This is a genomic window from Clostridium sp. (assembly GCF_051656525.1).
Lineage (GTDB): Bacteria > Bacillota > Clostridia > Clostridiales > Clostridiaceae > Clostridium.
Window position 1 is genome coordinate 29493 of sequence record NZ_JBOGCC010000200.1, and the last position, 16566, is coordinate 46058.

Consider the following 16566-nt stretch of genomic DNA (forward strand, 5'->3'; position numbering starts at 1 on the left):
AAATGTCATTTTTTTGTTAAAATAGTATACGATTTATATATTTATCAGATTACTGAGGTGATAATATGGCTAACAACAACAATAATAATTTACAATTAGATGAGTTAGATCTTCAAATTTTAGATTTACTTATTAAAGACTGCAGAACTCCATATCTAGAAATCGCGAGAATCTGCCATGTTAGTGGTGGAACTATTCATGTTCGTATGAAAAAAATGGAAGATATGGGGATTATAAAAGGTACTAGAATCATACTTAACCTTCCTAAATTAGGATACGATGTATGTTGTTTCGTTGGTATTTTTGTTGATAAAACATCTTCATTTGATTTTGTCTTTGACGAAATGCATAAAATTAAAGAAGTTGTTGAACTTCACATAACAACTGGGGCTTACTCTATGTTTGCTAAAGTTATATGTAAAAACATAAGTGATTTACAAGAAATACTTATGAATAAAATCAATACTATCGATGGTATTCAAAGAACTGATACTTTTATTTCATTAAATCAACCAATCGATAGAAACATAACATTATAAACGATTCTTTATATAGCTTAATTAATTTTTGAATCTTTTGAAATAATACTTTTTAATGATGGAAATACTTTTCATCCTTAAAAAGTATTTTTTTAAATTTAAACACTTTGAAACTTTATTTTTTTTATTAAGTTTCATTTAAGGTTATTCCCTTATAATTAATTTAATAGATTAATTTAGGAGGATGCTATGGACATCAATACTTTTGTTTTAGTATTTTTTATATATTCCTTTTTAGGATGGTGTGTTGAAGTTACATATCAATATTTTAAACATAAAACATTCATAAATCGTGGCTTTTTAAATGGACCCTTCTGCCCTATATACGGATTTTGTGCTACAATTCTAGTTTTTTGTTTATCAAGTATTTCATTAGGTGTTCTTCCACTATTTATTTTGACTTCTGTTTTAACATCAGTTGTTGAATATGCAACAAGCTATTTTTTAGAGAAATGCTTTTCTTTAAAATGGTGGGATTACTCAGAAGATCCATTAAATCTTCAAGGAAGAGTGTGTTTTCATTTTTCTTTAGCTTGGGGACTTGGGTCTGTATTTGTTATTAAAATACTTAATCCATTAATTCTTGAATCATTAAATAACCTTAATACTGGAATATTAGAATTTTTAGCAATTTTAATTATTACTTACCTTTCAATTGATTTTTGCTATACTCTATACAATTTAATTATGGAAAAAAGAAAAATTTTAATTAAAAATAATGGTTTCGATTATACAGATAAATTTTAAAAAAAGATAACTGCAAATTTTGCAGTTATCTTTTTTTTATTATAATTTTTTAATTTCTTCAAATAATTCTAAAGCCGCGTCTCTTGGACCTGTTTTTTCTTGACCCTCTACTCCTAAACAAGTTTTTATTTGCCCAACCTTAACTGTTCCTTTAAACATTGCATTAAAAAATTTATCTATTAAGATATCAGTTTCTTCTTGTTTTTGTGCTGGCCCAAATGGATTTGCAAAATAACTTTCTACTAACCCTTTTTCACTAGTTGTTCCTTTAGCCATTCTTGCTCCTGCTCTAAATACTTTTATAGCTTCTTTTGGATTTGTAAAATACTCAATTGATGTATCTCCTTCTTTTACTTCTGTGTAATTATTAGCATAATAGAAGAAATTAACTTCATACCCTTTAACAATCTCTTTATATGGAGATACCGGAAGTACAAGCCTTGCATTTATCTTATCTGGATTCATAAAGATACTTCTATCCATTTCTTTAAATGCATATCCTTGATCCAGGTCATCAAGTCTTATAAATGCTCCTATTTCGGTTCCATATCCTATTATTTTTCCATCTTGTAATTTAAAAGTTCCCATATCATCAAAAAGAATTTTCATATCTGAAATATAATCTTCACTTAAAGCTCTAAATGCTTCTAAACTTTCTGATTTACCTGCTCCACTATCTCCCATTATTACTACATTAGCTGATTTTCCATCTTTCAATGTAATATTAACCATAGCTCCATGTATTGGCAAATGACCTTTTTGTATCATTTTAAGGTTATGAAGTGTTAATGTCATTTTCTTTAAATATCCAAAATAATCAACATTTTCAGAATGATTAATATATCCTAACATAATGTCATTTTTCTCATCATTATAAAATACTGCTTTGTCTTCTCCTTCATCATCTTTTGCACCAAATACATATACAATATCTGGTTTTACACCTCTACACTCCTCTTTTCTTGCCATTTCAAAAAGATTACACAATGTAATTCCATGTGCCATATAATCTCTATGAAAATATATATATGCTAAAAGCTCTCCAACTTTTGCAGGATAACAATACCAATGATCCTTATTTAACCTTGTATACTTTAAAGGATTTTCATCAATTTCATTGAACATTCCCGTTCTTGTATTTCTTTTAGGATAAGTTATAAACGGCGTTTCTAATAAAATACTATCTATAAATGGTATTTGTTCAAGCTTTTCGTACCCTCTTGGAATTGGCCATAAAATTTCATTTAACATAAGACATGAATTTCCACCTGCAGGAATCTGTCTAAATACTTTTGGTTTTTTTCCTAAAATATTTTTTTCTACTTTTCTATATAGCTTTAAAATAAGTTTTGATAATCCATCATTTGCTTCTACAAAACTCATAGCTGCAAGCCCTGTTGCTGTTTCTCCACCATGAATTACTGTATATCTTTCAAGTCTTCTCCAGAATAAATAAAATTCTTCTATAAATACAATTGCATTATCTTTATCTTCTAATAATCTTCCATATCTATTATTTAACTCTTTTATATCATTTATATTCATAACAGTTAAATATCTAAATACCTTTATTAAATCTTTTCTTATATCTACAATATTATTAGTTTCTAATGATTTCACTATATATTTATAGCTTAACGTTTGCTTTCTTTCTATCTTTTTTAAAAAAGCATCCGTTACTCTTCTAAAACCTTCACTCTCAAGTAATGTTTCAAAGTTTGAACAATATTTTGTTGTGAAATTAATTATTACTTTATCATTGCTCATGGAAAAATCTCTTTGCATATTTTATGCCCCCTTTTGAAATTTTTATTCGTTTAAAATTGCATTTTTTCTTCTAAATTTACTATTTAAAATAATTATATCATATCTTTTGAAAGATTGTTAAACTTTTTTTTCATTTTTCTAAATTCAAACGTTTACTTAATATTTGTAGACATTTTCCATCATTTTTCATTTTTAAAATTCTTTTATGTTTCTTCTGATAATTACATCTAAAAAAACAAGTCAAAAATTTTTTTGACTTGTTTTTCTAACTATTTCTTTATTTCAATAACTTCTTTTTCTTTATTTCCATCTAATGAATTATCAATAGCTGTTTTAAATAATTCTTTAGCTGTAGCTGCCGAACTTGTTGCTCCTGTAATTCCATCAATTTCATGATTTTGTGCTGCAACTACTTGCTTTTCAAATTCTACTTCAAATACTTCCGGACTAGTTTTAACTTTATCCATCATCATTTTATTGTATTTTTCATCATTTCTTTTGTCACCATCTTTTGTGAACTCATTATATTTAGCTTCAGCTATTTTCCCATCTTTAACAACTATTGAAGCTTTTGCTCCCTTACCTTCTGCATCTGGCTTAGACTCTACTTCATAAGTTCCGTCTTGCATTGTTTTTGCTGCTGGCTCTTTAGGCTTTTCTTCTGCAGTTCCCCCACATGCTACTAATGACATTGTCATTGCTGCTGTACATAAAGCTAATAATAATTTCTTTTTCATAATTCTTATATCCCCCTCGATTCTTCTTCACCTTGGATTATACAACAAATCTAACTGTACATATTAATATATATTTTCTATACTATATAACTTTTTTTTATTACCATTTCTCTTTTTAATCACTTAAAATTTAAGTATATTTACTTTTAAGGAGAAAGCTTTTGAAATACATTAAAAACTTAAAAAAATTTGATATTTTTATAATTATTTCTTTAATTATTACTTCTTTTACACCTCTATTTTTCTTTAAAATTGCATACTCTAAAGATTTCAAAGAAAAATTTGTAACTATTCGTATTAATGGTGTTACTAAAGAAGAAATTAATCTTAAAGATGATAAAACATTACATATTAATACTACTCATGGTGAAAATAAAATAATTATTTCAAATGGTAAAGTTTCTATGATTGATGCAGATTGTACAGATAAATTATGTGTAAATAGTAAACCAATCTCTAATGTTTATGAGACTATCGTTTGTTTACCTCACAAGGTTATTATAGAAATAAAAGGAGAAACGGAAAAATCTGCTGACGATATGATTTTTTCTCATTAAAATATATGGTTAATCAAAATACTTCAAAGTTAATTTATATGTCCTTATTAATATCTCTTTCTTTAATCCTTTTCACTGTTGAAAGAGCTATTCCAGCTCCACTCCCTGTGCCTGGAGCTAAAATTGGTCTTTCTAATTTAATTATAATGATAAGTATTTATACCTTATCTCCTAAAGATTCATTTATAGTTCTTTCTTTAAAAATAGTTCTTTCATGTATTTTTGGTGGTGGTCTTAGCACTTTTCTTTATAGTTTTACTGGTGGACTATTAAGTTTTTCTTCCACTATGCTATTAAAAATATGCCTTAAAGATAAAGTTTCTCTAGTAGGTGTTAGTGTAGCTAGTGCTTTTTTTCACAACCTTGGTCAAATCTTAGTTGCATCTTTGATTTTAGAATCAAGTTCTATATTTTTATATCTTCCTTTACTCGGTATTCTAGGTATATTAACTGGTTTCTTTATTGGACTATCTTCAAATTATGTTTTGCTTCATTTAAAAAAGCTTAGGTTATATTCCTAAGCTTTTTATATAATCTTTATATTTATATTCTTTTTTTATTTCATCATTTTTAAACATCCATTTCATACATATTTCAAAATCCTCTTTTTTAAAGTCTTTTTCTTCTTCAAATTTAAAATTTATAAAATTTAATTCATATTCCTTTTCGTATTTCATATCTTCTTTTAAAAAAATTTTTTTCTCATCTAATGACATATTATTAAATATCTGACCTGCTTTTCTTATGTCCTTATGAAATTTTTTTATCTTCTCTGTATTTCTTTCATAATAGTCACGTCTAAAGCAATACATCACTAGATTTTCTCCTGTATTTCTAAGACTCCATGATATATTTCCTATATTTTCATGTTCTATCTTATCTACAAATGGATTTATTGCAATCATTCCATCAATTTCTCCATTTTTTAATTTCTCTATTCTTTCAAAAGTATTATTAATCCAAACTATTTCATTTTTAGGGATATGTTCCTTTAATCCATATTCTAAGAATAGTCTAAACATTCCCGTTCTATTTACTCCAATTTTCAAACCACTTTCTTTAATATTTTTTCCTTTTCCTAATACTAAGTGTATTGTTCTTGTTAAATTGGAAGTAATAACAGAATCTATTCCTTTCTCTAATGCATAAAAGAAGAAAGTTATGTCCCCTATCATAAGATCTGATTCCCCATTTATATATGGATTTTCTCCTATAAATTTAAAATCATCTATAATATTTAAATTCACATCTTTTAATAATCCTATTTTCTTTCCTAATATAAATGAAATACTTAAGGGATTACTTTTTATTATTGTAATATTCATATAACTTTCCCCTCCATTAAAATATTACTTAAGAACAATATACTCATTGATATATTAAAGCTATAAATTAATAGTAATGGCTTTGGTCCCCATAATCTTCCCATTTCTTTAAATGGTTTCTTTATTTTTGAATACCCTTTATACCATTTTTCATAACCAAAATAATATATAACCAAAAGACCTATTATAAGAATGTGTAATTCTATACTCTTAATTAAATACAAACTTATAAATGCCATAATCATTAATATTCCTTCTGGAAGTATTATCTTTATTGATTTTTCAAATCCTATCATATGCGGTAATGTTACCCTATGCCCTTTATCTTTATTATAATCTGAGGTATTGTTTGTTGACATTAAAAATATAGTCATAAATACACCTATAATAGAATATAAAACTACCTCTATATTTACTTCTCCAAACTGTATGTATGCTGAAACTAAGCTACTTATTCCACCAACAAATATCCCTGATACAAGTTCACCAACTGGATAAACAATATAGGGCTTTGGTCCTAATGAATAACAAATAGCTGCAAGTGCACTAATTGCTCCAATAAACAAAATAGCTACTTCCTTGGTTATAAATACAATCCCTAATCCTGAGATACTTCCAATAATAAAAAATATTAGAAGTCCAACTATTGCATCAATTAAACTTGCATCTCCTCTTGCTAGACCTTCACTCCCTTTATGTCCTGTTAAAACTTCTTTTATATCCTCTTTCTTTAAATATCCTCTTATTTCATTTGCTACATTTGCAACTATATTAAAGCTAAATCCTGATATAAACATTAAGATTAGTAATCCTATATTTAACTCTCCTTTTAAATATGCCCCAAAAAGTCCTGCACTTAATACTGGTAATCCTGTTGCGAAACCTGTTCTCATTTCTATTACTGTATAAACTCTCTTTAAAAATCTCATAATTTACCCTTTTACACTTCCTTCAATTAACCCATTATATATCTTTTTTTGCAGTATTAAAAAAAAGATAATCATTGGTATTATGCTAATAACTACTGCTGCACAAATAACATTCCATTCTACTTTACTTTCACTCATAAACTTAAATATGCTTTGAGAAATTGTATTTAGTCCTTCTTTTGGCATATATAAATATGGAATATAAAAATCATTATATATACTAATTATTTTTAACATACAAATTGTAAGAGTTGCATTTTTTGATATAGGAAATATTACATCTTTATATAATCCCCTTATACTTCCACCTTCTAAAATATAAGCTTTATCAAGTTCTTTCGGAATCTTTTCCATCATTTGAATATAAATAAATAATGTAACCATATCAACTCCGATATATAATAAAATTGGTGCAATTCTACTATTATATATTCCTAAAGTATTTATAATTTTAAAAGTTATAACTTGAGATACCTCTAAAGGTACTAATGCAACTACTCCATATAATAAAATAACTCCCTTTCTATATTTAAACTGAAATCTAGTTAAAGTGAATGCAAGCATACTCCCTAAAAATACGGTTCCTAAGACCCCAAAGAAAATTAATATAAATGTATTTATAAACCCACTAATCATTTTTCCATCTACTATAGCTCTCTTATAATTTTCTAAAGTAGGATTTATAGCTAATTCTATTCCATTAGTACTATTAAACTCTCCATAACTTTTAAAAGACCCTATAATAATTGTTATTATAGGCAATAAAATTACTATCGCCCATCCAATAAGAAAAAAGTACTTTAACCATTTAATAAATATTTTTTTCATTTTTCTTCCTCTTTTTTATAAAATATCTACCACTACCTAAAATAATAATTATTAGACTGACTATTACTGCCATAGCTGATGCTAATCCAAATTCTTTATCCTTAAATGCTACGTCCATTGTTTTCAAAATAAATGTGCTTGTACCATTAGATCCGTCTGTCATTATCATTGGTATATCAAAAACAGATACAACACCTATTAATAACATTAATAAATTTACTATTATTGTTGTTTTTATATTAGGAATTATTACATACCATATCTTTTTTAATATTCCCCCACCTTCTATTTCAACAACTTTAAAATACTCTTCCTTTATTGATGAAATTGCACTTATATATAAAATAAAACTTAATGCTGTGTATCTCCATAATGAAATAAATGAAAGACTCCAATTCACAAGACTTGGATCTCCAAGCCAATATTTTCTTTGCTCTTCGAGTCCAATTAAAGTAAGAATACTATTTAATGTTCCATCTGGTGAAAAAAACACTCTAAACATCATTGCTATAGTTACACCACTTAAGAGTATTGGAAGTAAAAATATAACTTTATATATATTTTTCCCTTTAACTTTAAATGATAATATTAACGCTAAACTAAATCCTATTATTATTTGAAGTATTCCTGAAATTAAATAATATATGCAATTCTTAAAAACCTCTAAATACTCTTCACTAGTTAATATCTCTATATAATTTTCAAGAAAGACAAACTTTTCTATATTTCCAATTCCATTCCATTCTGTAAAACTGTAATATATAAGCCCCATCATTGGAATTATTCCAAAAAGAATTAATAATATTATAGGCAAAGAAAGAAAAGCTCTTATCACTTTTCTTTCTTTTGATATTTTATTTCTCATTATTTTTAACTGCTTTATCCCATTTTTCTTCACATGCTTTTATAAATTCTTCATAACTCTCATTTTTATTTGGGTAAAGACCTATATTAATAGACTTTTGTAATACTCCATTTAATCTAGCAACTTCAGCTTCTTTTGCTATATCTGTATATTTTTTATCTACTTCTGGATCAACACTTGGTGCTGTTAATACTACATTATTGTCTTCTAATGCCTTTTTTTCATCATTTGTTAATGATTCTATTTTAGGTGCAAGTCCTGCTAAACTTTCAGCATATCCACTTTCTCTTGACGCTATAAAATCTACAAAAGCTTTTGCTGTAACTTTGTTTTTACTTTGCTTACTTACTCCGATTACTTCTGGTGCGCCTAATGCAATTGTTGTTTCGTTCTCATATTTAACTGGAAATGATCCTATTTTTATACTTTCTTTATTTTTTGCCATTTCTCTTATTTCTACAAGTTCTTGAGAACCCATCATAAACATAGCTACTTTTCCATCTGCTAACATCTGTTGTGACTTTCCATAATCTCCTGTTATAGGATCCTCCTCTATTAGCCCATTACTTGATAATATATAGAAAAGATCCATTACTTGTCTTATAGGTTGTCCCTCTTTAAATACTGTTCCTTTTTCTAAAGTTTCTTCTTTAAAGTCTTCTCCTCCATATGAGCTTAAAGCACCTCCCCATACACCTAATGTTCTATTATAATTTGTATAAAAAGGAATTGCATCAGTATTTTTCTTTATCTTTTCACAAGCTTCTACCATTTCCTCTAATGATGTAGGCATTTTTTCTATTCCAGCTCTCTTAAATACCTCTTCGTTGTAGATAATTCCTAAAGAATTTAATGCAGTAGGAATTCCATAAACTTCTCCATTATAATCTGCTTCTGTTACATCTATGTATTTATCATCTAAATCATCCACTGTCCCTAAACTTTCTAAATATGTTTCATAGTCTTTAGGTGTTCCACTCATACTAAAAGGCACAAATAAAACATCTCCGTAATCATTTGTATTCATTCTAGTTCTTATATGATTGTCATAATCATTAGATGCTTCAAATACTACATCTTCAACCTTTGGATATTTCTCCTTAAATCTTTTCTCTACTTCATTAAGAACTTCTTCTGATTCTGTTTTACTTGTAATCACAGTTATTGTTCCACTAACCTCTTCCTTATTATCCTCTTCTGCAACTTGACCACATCCTGTTAAAACCATACTTCCTAATAATAATCCTACTATTAATTTCTTCTTCATTTTTCTCTCCTTTTTATCCCTTAGTTTTCAATAAATATATTTATATTATCTAAATTAAAGTCTATGTCTAAACTTTCATCTAGTTTATTAGCTAATTTAGAAGTTTTAATTTTAAAAATTTCCCCTTCTACTTCTATATCAATTATGTATTCACTGCCTAAATATTTTATATCTCTTATTATTCCCTTTAAACTACCATTTTCTTTTATATATATTTTTTCTGGTCTTATACAAAATTTATAATTTCCATTTTTTAAATCTATCTTTTTAATTACCTTTTCTTTAAAATAAGCCTTATTATCTTTTACTTCTATATCTAAGATATTTATCTTAGGTCTCCCTAAAAATTCTGCTACAAAAATATTTTTAGGATTTTCATAAATTTCCTTAGGTGTTCCTATTTGCTGAATTTCACCATCTTTTAAAATAATTATCCTATCTGATATAAGCATAGCCTCTTCTCTATCATGAGTTATATAAATAGTTGTTCCATCTATCCTTTTATTTAAACTAACAATCTCATTTGCAGTATCCATTCTAAGTTTATAATCTAAATTTGATAAAGGTTCATCCATTAAAAATACTTTTGGCTTTCTGACTATCCCTCTTCCTATAGCAACTCTTTGCCTTTGGCCTCCCGACAACTCCTTTGGCTTTCTATCTAAATATTTTTCTAATTCTAATATACTAGCTGCCCATAGCACTTTTTCTTTTATAATTTTCTTACTTTCCCCTCTAATTTTCATTCCAAGTCCTATATTATCGAAAACAGTTAAATGTGGCATTAAAGCATAATTTTGAAATATCATTGATATATTTCTATCCTTTGGCTCTTTATCTAATATATCTTTATTCTCAATTTTTATTATTCCTGTATCTGCCTCTTTAAATCCGCAAAAAATTTCTAAGATTGTTGATTTTCCACTTCCACTTGGCCCTAAAATAGACACAATCTCACCTCTTGATACCGTAAAATTGATATTTTTTAAGACCTTCTCACTTCCGTAACTTTTGCTTAAATTTTTTACTTCTATGTAACTCATTAATACTCTCTCTTAATCATTCTTCTAGTAACATCTAAAAGAATATGCTTATACTTATTCTCAGGTAGTTTGTCTATATTTCTAAATGCCTTTTTAGAATAATTTTCTGCAATATTTAAAGATTTTTCTATAAATTTATTTTTTTCTAAATAATTTACTATCTCTTCTATATCTTTGTCTGAATACTCTTCCTTTAAAAGCTTTGAAATTTCATTATTATCTTCTTTTAATGCAAGTAAAATAGGCAACGTATATACGCCTTCTCTTAAATCATTGCCTATAATTTTTCCAGTATTATTTTTGTTTCCTTTTAAATCTAATACATCATCAATTATTTGAAATGCCATTCCTATATTATGTCCTATCTCCCAAAACACTCTTGCTATTTTTCTATCCACATCACTTTCCACTGCGCCTATATATAAACTTAATGAAAATAACTCTGCTGTTTTCCCTGATACTCTTTTTAAATAATCTTTTATTTTAATATCTTTCTTAAATCTTGAATTTAATTGCTCTACTTCCCCTAAACAAATTCTCGACATAACTTTTGTATCAACTTCAGCTTCTCTATTAATATTTTTTGTAGTTCCAAGTGTCTTAAAACAAAGACAAAAAAGATAATCTCCAATATATACAGCATAATTTTTCCCATACTTTGACTGTATCGTTTCTTTTCCACGTCTCATTTTAGCCTCATCTATAACATCATCATGAACTAATGTTGCCATATGAAACATTTCTACTACTGAAGCAAGCCCTACCGTTCTCTCTCTGTTATATGTACCAAATTTAGAGGCTAATACTGTAAATCCTGGTCTCAGTAATTTTCCTCCACCATCTAAAAGCTCTAAAATACTTTTTTCAATAACCTTGTCTCTACATTTTGCATTTTCTCTTATGTTACTTTTTATCTCTCTTATCTCATTTTCTATTTCAGGATACTCACACCAAAAGCTTTTCATCTTTTCCTCCCTTATCTTATCTATAGTTTTGATTTAGATAGAGAGAATACTCTATCTAAATCATTTCTTATTTCTTATTTTTTTATTTACTATGGATTTCATATATAGGTTTTCTTTTTCCCATCCACAAATTAGATGCAATCTCACTTATCCACGGCATTATATAATAATCTAAACCAAATGTTCTTCCTGCACCACTCATTAGTGCTATACTTCCAAATGTAAACCAAAGGATTTCTACACCAGCCATTGCTGATAAAATAAAGTTTACTGTCATAAATGCTGAAGCTGCACTTGCTAAGAATGTAAATAATCCAACTATTAGACAAAGGCCTATTCCTATTTCCATAATTACAACTACTCTTTGCGCCCATACTGCAATCTCTGCATTTGGCATAAATACTTGCATTATAGCTTCATAAAACTTTGGCATTATCTCAAATATTGGTTCTGGCATATTAGCTGCTCCTTCTACTACTTCTGATGCACCCGATGTTGCATCTTGAAGCCATGAAAATGGCATTTTAACATTCCCCATCTTCATCCAACTATCCCAACCTATAACTAAATTATCTCCTAGACTAGTTACATATGCTCCTATTCCATCAATAAAACCATCTGCCTTTGAAAATGCACCTTCTGCTCCATCAAATGCTCCTTTCCAAGTTTCTTCTCCAATAAACTTTTTAAGCCCTTCAAAAAGCCATAAAAATCCTATATATATTCTAAGAGGCACTAACCATAATCTATTTCCTTTTGAAGATAAATGACCTCTTAAAATACATCTTCTTTCCTTCATTGCAAAAAATTCATGTTGAAGGTAATTATATACAGCATGTACATCATTTACACTAAATAAATACACCATATTAATTAAATGCTTCATAACCATTGCAAAAAATCCTGAAAGTTTAACTCCCATTAAATTTGCAACTCCATATCTTCCACCAATAGATACCATAAATCCATGATAATTAGGTTTAAACTTTACCTTCTCTTCTTTTCCTTCAATCTTATTTATTATATTCTTAGCTGCTGCAACCGCTGTTTGCTCTGCCGCTTCAACTATCTGCGGATTTCCATTACCTTTTTCATCTTCAAGATATGCCAGATCTCCAACTATGTATACATCGTTTATTCCCACAGCTTCCATGTATTCATTAGTCTTGTATCTTCCTGCTCTTGCCTTTTCTACTTCTAGTTCTTCTAAATCATTGTTTGCTTGTATTCCACATGTCCAGATTAAAGTTTCTGTTGGTATGACTTGTCCATTTTTTAATTTTATTGTATTTTTTGTTACCTCAGTTATTGGAGAATTTTTTAGAACTTCAACCTTATGTTTTGCCATATACTTTTCAGCTTTATCAGCTTGCTTTCTATCTAGCATATTTAGTATTGTTCCCATTGCTTCTACAACTAAAATTCTAATCTCTTCAGAATTTACTCTATATTTTTTAGCTAAAACTTCTTTCCATTCTAAAAGCTCTCCTGCCATTTCAATTCCTGTAAATCCTGAACCTGCCACAACAAATGTAAGCATTCTTTTTCTTTTCTCTTTATTTCTTTCAAAAGATGCTTCTTTTACTCTATCTTTTATATGTTCTTTTATTCTTAATGCATCTTCTAAAGACCATAATGTAAATCCATTTTCTTTAACTCCTGGAACTCCAAAAAATGCTGGTTCACTACCCATTCCAATCATTAAATAATCATATTCAAATACATCATTGCTTGTCTTAATCTTTTTATTATCAGTATCTACATTTTCTATTAAGTCAACAATAACTTTAACCTTACTTTTATGAAATATTCTTGATAACTCGATTTTCACCGATTCTTCTGGCACTCTTCCGCCTGCCACTTCATGTAATTCCGTCATTAACGTATGATATGGATTTTTATCAATCAATGTAATCTCCACATCATCTCTTTTTTTATATTTCCTTCCTAATTTTTTAGCTGCATGTACTCCTGCATAACCTGCACCTAAAATAACAATTTTAGTTGTCATAAATTTATCAATCCCTTCTTTGATATAGCCTTATCTTATTTTCTTTATTCATTCTATATACATATTTTTATCTTGTCCACTATCCAATTTGTATATTTCTAAACATCCCTACTCTTTATAAATGGCTATTTTATAGGCTTTTATAAATTTATATCCTCCTAACTTTCTATTTAGTCATAACTATTTTATATTATATATAACTTTTTTAAATACCCTATTTAATTATGTTTATAATTTTCTCTTTCAATCCTCTAATTCTATTTTTCATCTCTAAATTTATATCTTTTCTATATGATATGTATATATCATAATAACAGTCATTTATTTCATAAATATATAGATCTCGTTTCTCCTTAGCCTCTGAACTGGATATTATTGCACATGTTTGTTTTCCTTCTAAAAAGCCATTTATAATTCCTGTTGAATTGCTTTTTAATACTAAATTTAATCCCTTTTCTCTTACCCTATCCTCAACTTTAGTTGAATGTACATCATCTAATATCCCTACTCTTATATTCTCAAAATTTTCAATCTCTTTTTTACTAACTAGAACAAGTTTATCTTTACCTATATACTCGCATTTTATATCTTCATATTCAATTTTATAATTTCCAATTATAATATCTGATTTTTTATTTATAAGAAGTGCTTCTCCTCTACTTTTTATATCTTTATTCATTTGAACATTAAAAGTATCAAATATACTTCCTATACCACCTGCAATAGACGAAAAAATATAATTCGCATATATATTTGTATTAGTTACTTTTAACTCCTTTTTTGTCATTTCATTTTTATTTAATTCATATTCTAATTCCTTATATATTTCTAATATCTTTTTAGAATACTCATACACAATTTGGCCTTTTTCTGTTATTTCTACACCTTTATTACTTCTCTCTAATAATTTATTATTAAATTCATTTTCTAGTTTAAATAACTGATGGCTCAATGCTGGTTGTGATATATGTGAATTTTTAGCTACTTTTGATATACTCTTTAACTCAACAATATCATGAAAATATTTTAAACTCTCTATATTCATTCTCTTCTCCTTATTTAATTTTGAAATCATTATTTATAAGTTCAAAATTATCTTTTATCCCACTTGATAAGTATACATTCTTATTTTTATCTACAAAAATACACTCTATGCCTTCTAATTTCTCTATAAACTCAATACCTTTATCTATTCCTAAAGTAAATACTAAAGTTGAAAGTGCATCTCCATCTATAGATTTATCTGATATTATACTTACCCCACCTATCTCACCTTCATATGGATATCCTGTTTTAGGATTTAAAATATGATGATATTTCTTTCCACCCTCTTCTAGAAATCTTTCATATATACCTGTAGTCACAACAGACTTGTCCTTAACCTTAACAGCACCTACTACATCCCCTCTATCTGAAAATGGATTTTGTATCCCTATTTTCCATGGGTCATTTTCTCCTTTTTCTCCAAACGCATATATATTTCCACCTAAATCTATTATTCCCTTTTTTACGCCCTCTTCTTCTAATATTTCCTTTATTCTATCAGCTGTATATCCTTTTGCTATACTTCCTAAATCTAATATCATTCCTTTTTTCTTTAGAAATACTTCTTTACTTTCTTCATTTATTTCTAAATCCTTATAATTTATCTTTTTTAATACTTCTAAAATCTCTTTTTCTTCTGGTTTCTTAGCTTCTGGTAACCCTATACTCCATAGCTTTACTAACGGTCCTATTGTTATATCATATTTTCCTTCTGACATTTTTGAGTACTTCTTTCCCTCTTTGATTATCTCAAATATATTATCACTAACCCCTACACCTCTTATTCCTGCATTTTCATTTATATTAGTAACCTCTGTTCCTTCCTTATTTATACTTGCTTTATCCTCTATTTCTTTTATTTCATCAAAGACTCTATCTAATACCTTTTCTTTCCCATCATATATTTTTACATTTATTGCAGTACCCATAAATAATTCAGTCCTACTTTTAATACTCTCTTCTTTTTCTCCACAAGACATAAGTCCAAAGCTTAATATGATAAGTACTAGACCATATATTTTTTCTCTCATATATCCTCCTATCCTTAGTTAATTTTTTATTCACTTAATTAACTATTTATTAATATTTTACATCTTCTTATACTTCTTTTCAATATTTATATAATCTTTTTAAATTTAATTATTAAAAAAGAAAAAACCTTTTAAGCAATTTACTTAAAAGGTTTTTTTTATACTCGTATCATATTTTTTTTCACTCTTTCTTCTAAAACTGAAGCTAAACTTTTTTCCTCTTCTTTACTAATATCCTTTGTATATATAGGCTCTCCAAAAACTATCGTTACTTTTCCATCTTTAAATTTTCTATCTACTTCAAAGCACTTTGAAGTACCATCTATTGAAAAGGGTACTATTGGTGCTTTAGCTTTTGTTGCAAGTTTTGTACTACCTTTTTTAAATTCATGTACTTGCCCATCTTTTGATCTTGTTCCTTCCGGAAATATAACCATATTATAACCCTCTTTTATATACTCAGAACCTCTTACTATAGATCTTATAGCTTCTCTTGGATTTTCTCTATCTAATGGAACACAATTAGTATTTTTTATCCAAAATCCTAATATAGGATATTCTAATGATTCTTTTTTAGCTACAAATCCAATCATTCTACCACGCAATGCACATTTCAATGTAGGAATATCTAAAATACTTTGATGATTTCCAATAAATGCACAAGTTTCTTTTGGTATATTTTCTATTCCTTTTATTTCTAAATCAATTCCTATAATTCTCAATGTATCTTCACTCCACTTTAAAAATACATCTTGTGCATACTTAAATGCATCATCCTCTCCATCATTTTTTTTAATTCTATTAAATTTAAAACTTTTACATTTTAAACTAACAAGACATACTCCATATTGTATATATTTGAAAATTCTCATATATTCACCTCTTAATTTTTTCTTATATTATAATCCCTA

At 27.5% G+C, this 16566-nt stretch carries 17 protein-coding genes; 4 read left to right on the forward strand and 13 right to left on the reverse strand.

Annotated features, from left to right (window positions below):
• The first annotated feature begins 65 nt into the window (after positions 1 to 65).
• Positions 66 to 539, forward strand: coding sequence for an Lrp/AsnC ligand binding domain-containing protein (locus tag ACRDDY_RS09955; RefSeq protein ID WP_438564798.1), 474 nt, complete (start codon positions 66 to 68; stop codon positions 537 to 539).
• A 189-nt stretch (positions 540 to 728) separates the two neighbouring features.
• Entirely contained in the window at positions 729 to 1286 is a 558-nt protein-coding gene (locus ACRDDY_RS09960; protein WP_438564799.1) for a putative ABC transporter permease, read from the forward strand.
• Positions 1287 to 1325: 39 nt separating this feature from the next.
• Here ACRDDY_RS09960 and ACRDDY_RS09965 read toward each other — a convergent pair whose 3' ends face one another.
• Together ACRDDY_RS09965 and ACRDDY_RS09970 are read right to left on the reverse strand one after the other, a co-directional pair.
• Positions 1326 to 3071, reverse strand: a complete 1746-nt coding sequence (locus ACRDDY_RS09965) for a phosphoenolpyruvate carboxykinase (protein ID WP_438564800.1) — start codon at positions 3069 to 3071, stop codon at positions 1326 to 1328.
• A 251-nt stretch (positions 3072 to 3322) separates the two neighbouring features.
• On the reverse strand, positions 3323 to 3790 hold the full coding sequence (locus ACRDDY_RS09970; RefSeq protein WP_438564801.1) for an FMN-binding protein: 468 nt from the start codon (positions 3788 to 3790) through the stop codon (positions 3323 to 3325).
• A 161-nt stretch (positions 3791 to 3951) separates the two neighbouring features.
• Here ACRDDY_RS09970 and ACRDDY_RS09975 point away from each other — a divergent pair, with 161 nt between their 5' ends.
• Positions 3952 to 4347, forward strand: coding sequence for a NusG domain II-containing protein (locus ACRDDY_RS09975; RefSeq protein WP_438564802.1), 396 nt, complete (start codon positions 3952 to 3954; stop codon positions 4345 to 4347).
• 5 nt (positions 4348 to 4352) lie between these two features.
• Positions 4353 to 4868 carry a Gx transporter family protein gene (locus ACRDDY_RS09980; protein WP_438564803.1) on the forward strand — a complete coding sequence of 172 codons (516 nt, stop codon included), beginning with the start codon at positions 4353 to 4355 and terminating at the stop codon, positions 4866 to 4868.
• Here the strand turns inward: ACRDDY_RS09980 and ACRDDY_RS09985 are convergent.
• The 11 genes from ACRDDY_RS09985 to ACRDDY_RS10035 form a co-directional block, all read right to left on the reverse strand.
• Positions 4857 to 5672: an ABC transporter substrate-binding protein gene (locus ACRDDY_RS09985; protein ID WP_438564804.1), complete on the reverse strand. Its 816-nt coding sequence runs from the start codon at positions 5670 to 5672 to the stop codon at positions 4857 to 4859. The genes ACRDDY_RS09980 and ACRDDY_RS09985 overlap by 12 nt on opposite strands.
• Positions 5669 to 6601: a prenyltransferase gene (locus ACRDDY_RS09990; RefSeq protein ID WP_438564805.1), complete on the reverse strand. Its 933-nt coding sequence runs from the start codon at positions 6599 to 6601 to the stop codon at positions 5669 to 5671. The genes ACRDDY_RS09985 and ACRDDY_RS09990 overlap by 4 nt, the downstream gene beginning before the upstream one ends.
• Before the next feature lie 3 nt (positions 6602 to 6604).
• On the reverse strand, positions 6605 to 7429 hold the full coding sequence (locus ACRDDY_RS09995; RefSeq protein ID WP_438564806.1) for a carbohydrate ABC transporter permease: 825 nt from the start codon (positions 7427 to 7429) through the stop codon (positions 6605 to 6607).
• Positions 7410 to 8294, reverse strand: a complete 885-nt coding sequence (locus tag ACRDDY_RS10000; protein WP_438564807.1) for a carbohydrate ABC transporter permease — start codon at positions 8292 to 8294, stop codon at positions 7410 to 7412. Before ACRDDY_RS10000 ends, ACRDDY_RS09995 begins: the two co-directional genes overlap by 20 nt.
• Complete coding sequence (locus tag ACRDDY_RS10005; RefSeq protein ID WP_438564808.1) at positions 8284 to 9561, reverse strand: ABC transporter substrate-binding protein; 1278 nt, start codon at positions 9559 to 9561, stop codon at positions 8284 to 8286. Before ACRDDY_RS10005 ends, ACRDDY_RS10000 begins: the two co-directional genes overlap by 11 nt.
• A 20-nt stretch (positions 9562 to 9581) precedes the next feature.
• Positions 9582 to 10604 (reverse strand): ABC transporter ATP-binding protein, encoded by a 1023-nt coding sequence (locus ACRDDY_RS10010; protein ID WP_438564809.1) that lies wholly within the window; start codon positions 10602 to 10604, stop codon positions 9582 to 9584.
• Complete coding sequence (locus tag ACRDDY_RS10015; protein WP_438564810.1) at positions 10604 to 11569, reverse strand: polyprenyl synthetase family protein; 966 nt, start codon at positions 11567 to 11569, stop codon at positions 10604 to 10606. The genes ACRDDY_RS10010 and ACRDDY_RS10015 overlap by 1 nt, the downstream gene beginning before the upstream one ends.
• An 82-nt stretch (positions 11570 to 11651) precedes the next feature.
• Positions 11652 to 13580, reverse strand: a complete 1929-nt coding sequence (locus ACRDDY_RS10020; protein ID WP_438564811.1) for an FAD-dependent oxidoreductase — start codon at positions 13578 to 13580, stop codon at positions 11652 to 11654.
• 214 nt (positions 13581 to 13794) lie between these two features.
• The gene (locus tag ACRDDY_RS10025) at positions 13795 to 14625 is read right to left on the reverse strand and encodes a LysR family transcriptional regulator (protein ID WP_438564812.1); all 831 of its coding nucleotides are present in this window, start codon (positions 14623 to 14625) and stop codon (positions 13795 to 13797) included.
• Positions 14626 to 14635: 10 nt separating this feature from the next.
• Entirely contained in the window at positions 14636 to 15655 is a 1020-nt protein-coding gene (locus ACRDDY_RS10030) for an FAD:protein FMN transferase (protein ID WP_438564813.1), read from the reverse strand.
• A 158-nt stretch (positions 15656 to 15813) separates the two neighbouring features.
• The gene (locus ACRDDY_RS10035; protein ID WP_438564814.1) at positions 15814 to 16527 is read right to left on the reverse strand and encodes a lysophospholipid acyltransferase family protein; all 714 of its coding nucleotides are present in this window, start codon (positions 16525 to 16527) and stop codon (positions 15814 to 15816) included.
• Positions 16528 to 16566 lie beyond the last annotated feature (39 nt).

Bases quoted from the DNA above. Each gene is read 5' to 3' on its own strand.
- ACRDDY_RS10010 (WP_438564809.1), bottom strand. From the start codon at position 10,604: ATGAGTTACATAGAAGTAAAAAATTTAAGCAAAAGTTACGGAAGTGAG.
- ACRDDY_RS09985 (WP_438564804.1), bottom strand. From the start codon at position 5,672: ATGAATATTACAATAATAAAAAGTAATCCCTTAAGTATTTCATTTATA.
- ACRDDY_RS10030 (WP_438564813.1), bottom strand. From the start codon at position 15,655: ATGAGAGAAAAAATATATGGTCTAGTACTTATCATATTAAGCTTTGGA.
- ACRDDY_RS09955 (WP_438564798.1), top strand. From the start codon at position 66: ATGGCTAACAACAACAATAATAATTTACAATTAGATGAGTTAGATCTT.
- ACRDDY_RS09990 (WP_438564805.1), bottom strand. From the start codon at position 6,601: ATGAGATTTTTAAAGAGAGTTTATACAGTAATAGAAATGAGAACAGGT.
- ACRDDY_RS10020 (WP_438564811.1), bottom strand. From the start codon at position 13,580: ATGACAACTAAAATTGTTATTTTAGGTGCAGGTTATGCAGGAGTACAT.
- ACRDDY_RS10015 (WP_438564810.1), bottom strand. From the start codon at position 11,569: ATGAAAAGCTTTTGGTGTGAGTATCCTGAAATAGAAAATGAGATAAGA.
- ACRDDY_RS09980 (WP_438564803.1), top strand. From the start codon at position 4,353: ATGGTTAATCAAAATACTTCAAAGTTAATTTATATGTCCTTATTAATA.
- ACRDDY_RS09965 (WP_438564800.1), bottom strand. From the start codon at position 3,071: ATGCAAAGAGATTTTTCCATGAGCAATGATAAAGTAATAATTAATTTC.
- ACRDDY_RS10005 (WP_438564808.1), bottom strand. From the start codon at position 9,561: ATGAAGAAGAAATTAATAGTAGGATTATTATTAGGAAGTATGGTTTTA.
- ACRDDY_RS10000 (WP_438564807.1), bottom strand. From the start codon at position 8,294: ATGAGAAATAAAATATCAAAAGAAAGAAAAGTGATAAGAGCTTTTCTT.
- ACRDDY_RS09960 (WP_438564799.1), top strand. From the start codon at position 729: ATGGACATCAATACTTTTGTTTTAGTATTTTTTATATATTCCTTTTTA.
- ACRDDY_RS09970 (WP_438564801.1), bottom strand. From the start codon at position 3,790: ATGAAAAAGAAATTATTATTAGCTTTATGTACAGCAGCAATGACAATG.
- ACRDDY_RS10025 (WP_438564812.1), bottom strand. From the start codon at position 14,625: ATGAATATAGAGAGTTTAAAATATTTTCATGATATTGTTGAGTTAAAG.
- ACRDDY_RS09995 (WP_438564806.1), bottom strand. From the start codon at position 7,429: ATGAAAAAAATATTTATTAAATGGTTAAAGTACTTTTTTCTTATTGGA.
- ACRDDY_RS10035 (WP_438564814.1), bottom strand. From the start codon at position 16,527: ATGAGAATTTTCAAATATATACAATATGGAGTATGTCTTGTTAGTTTA.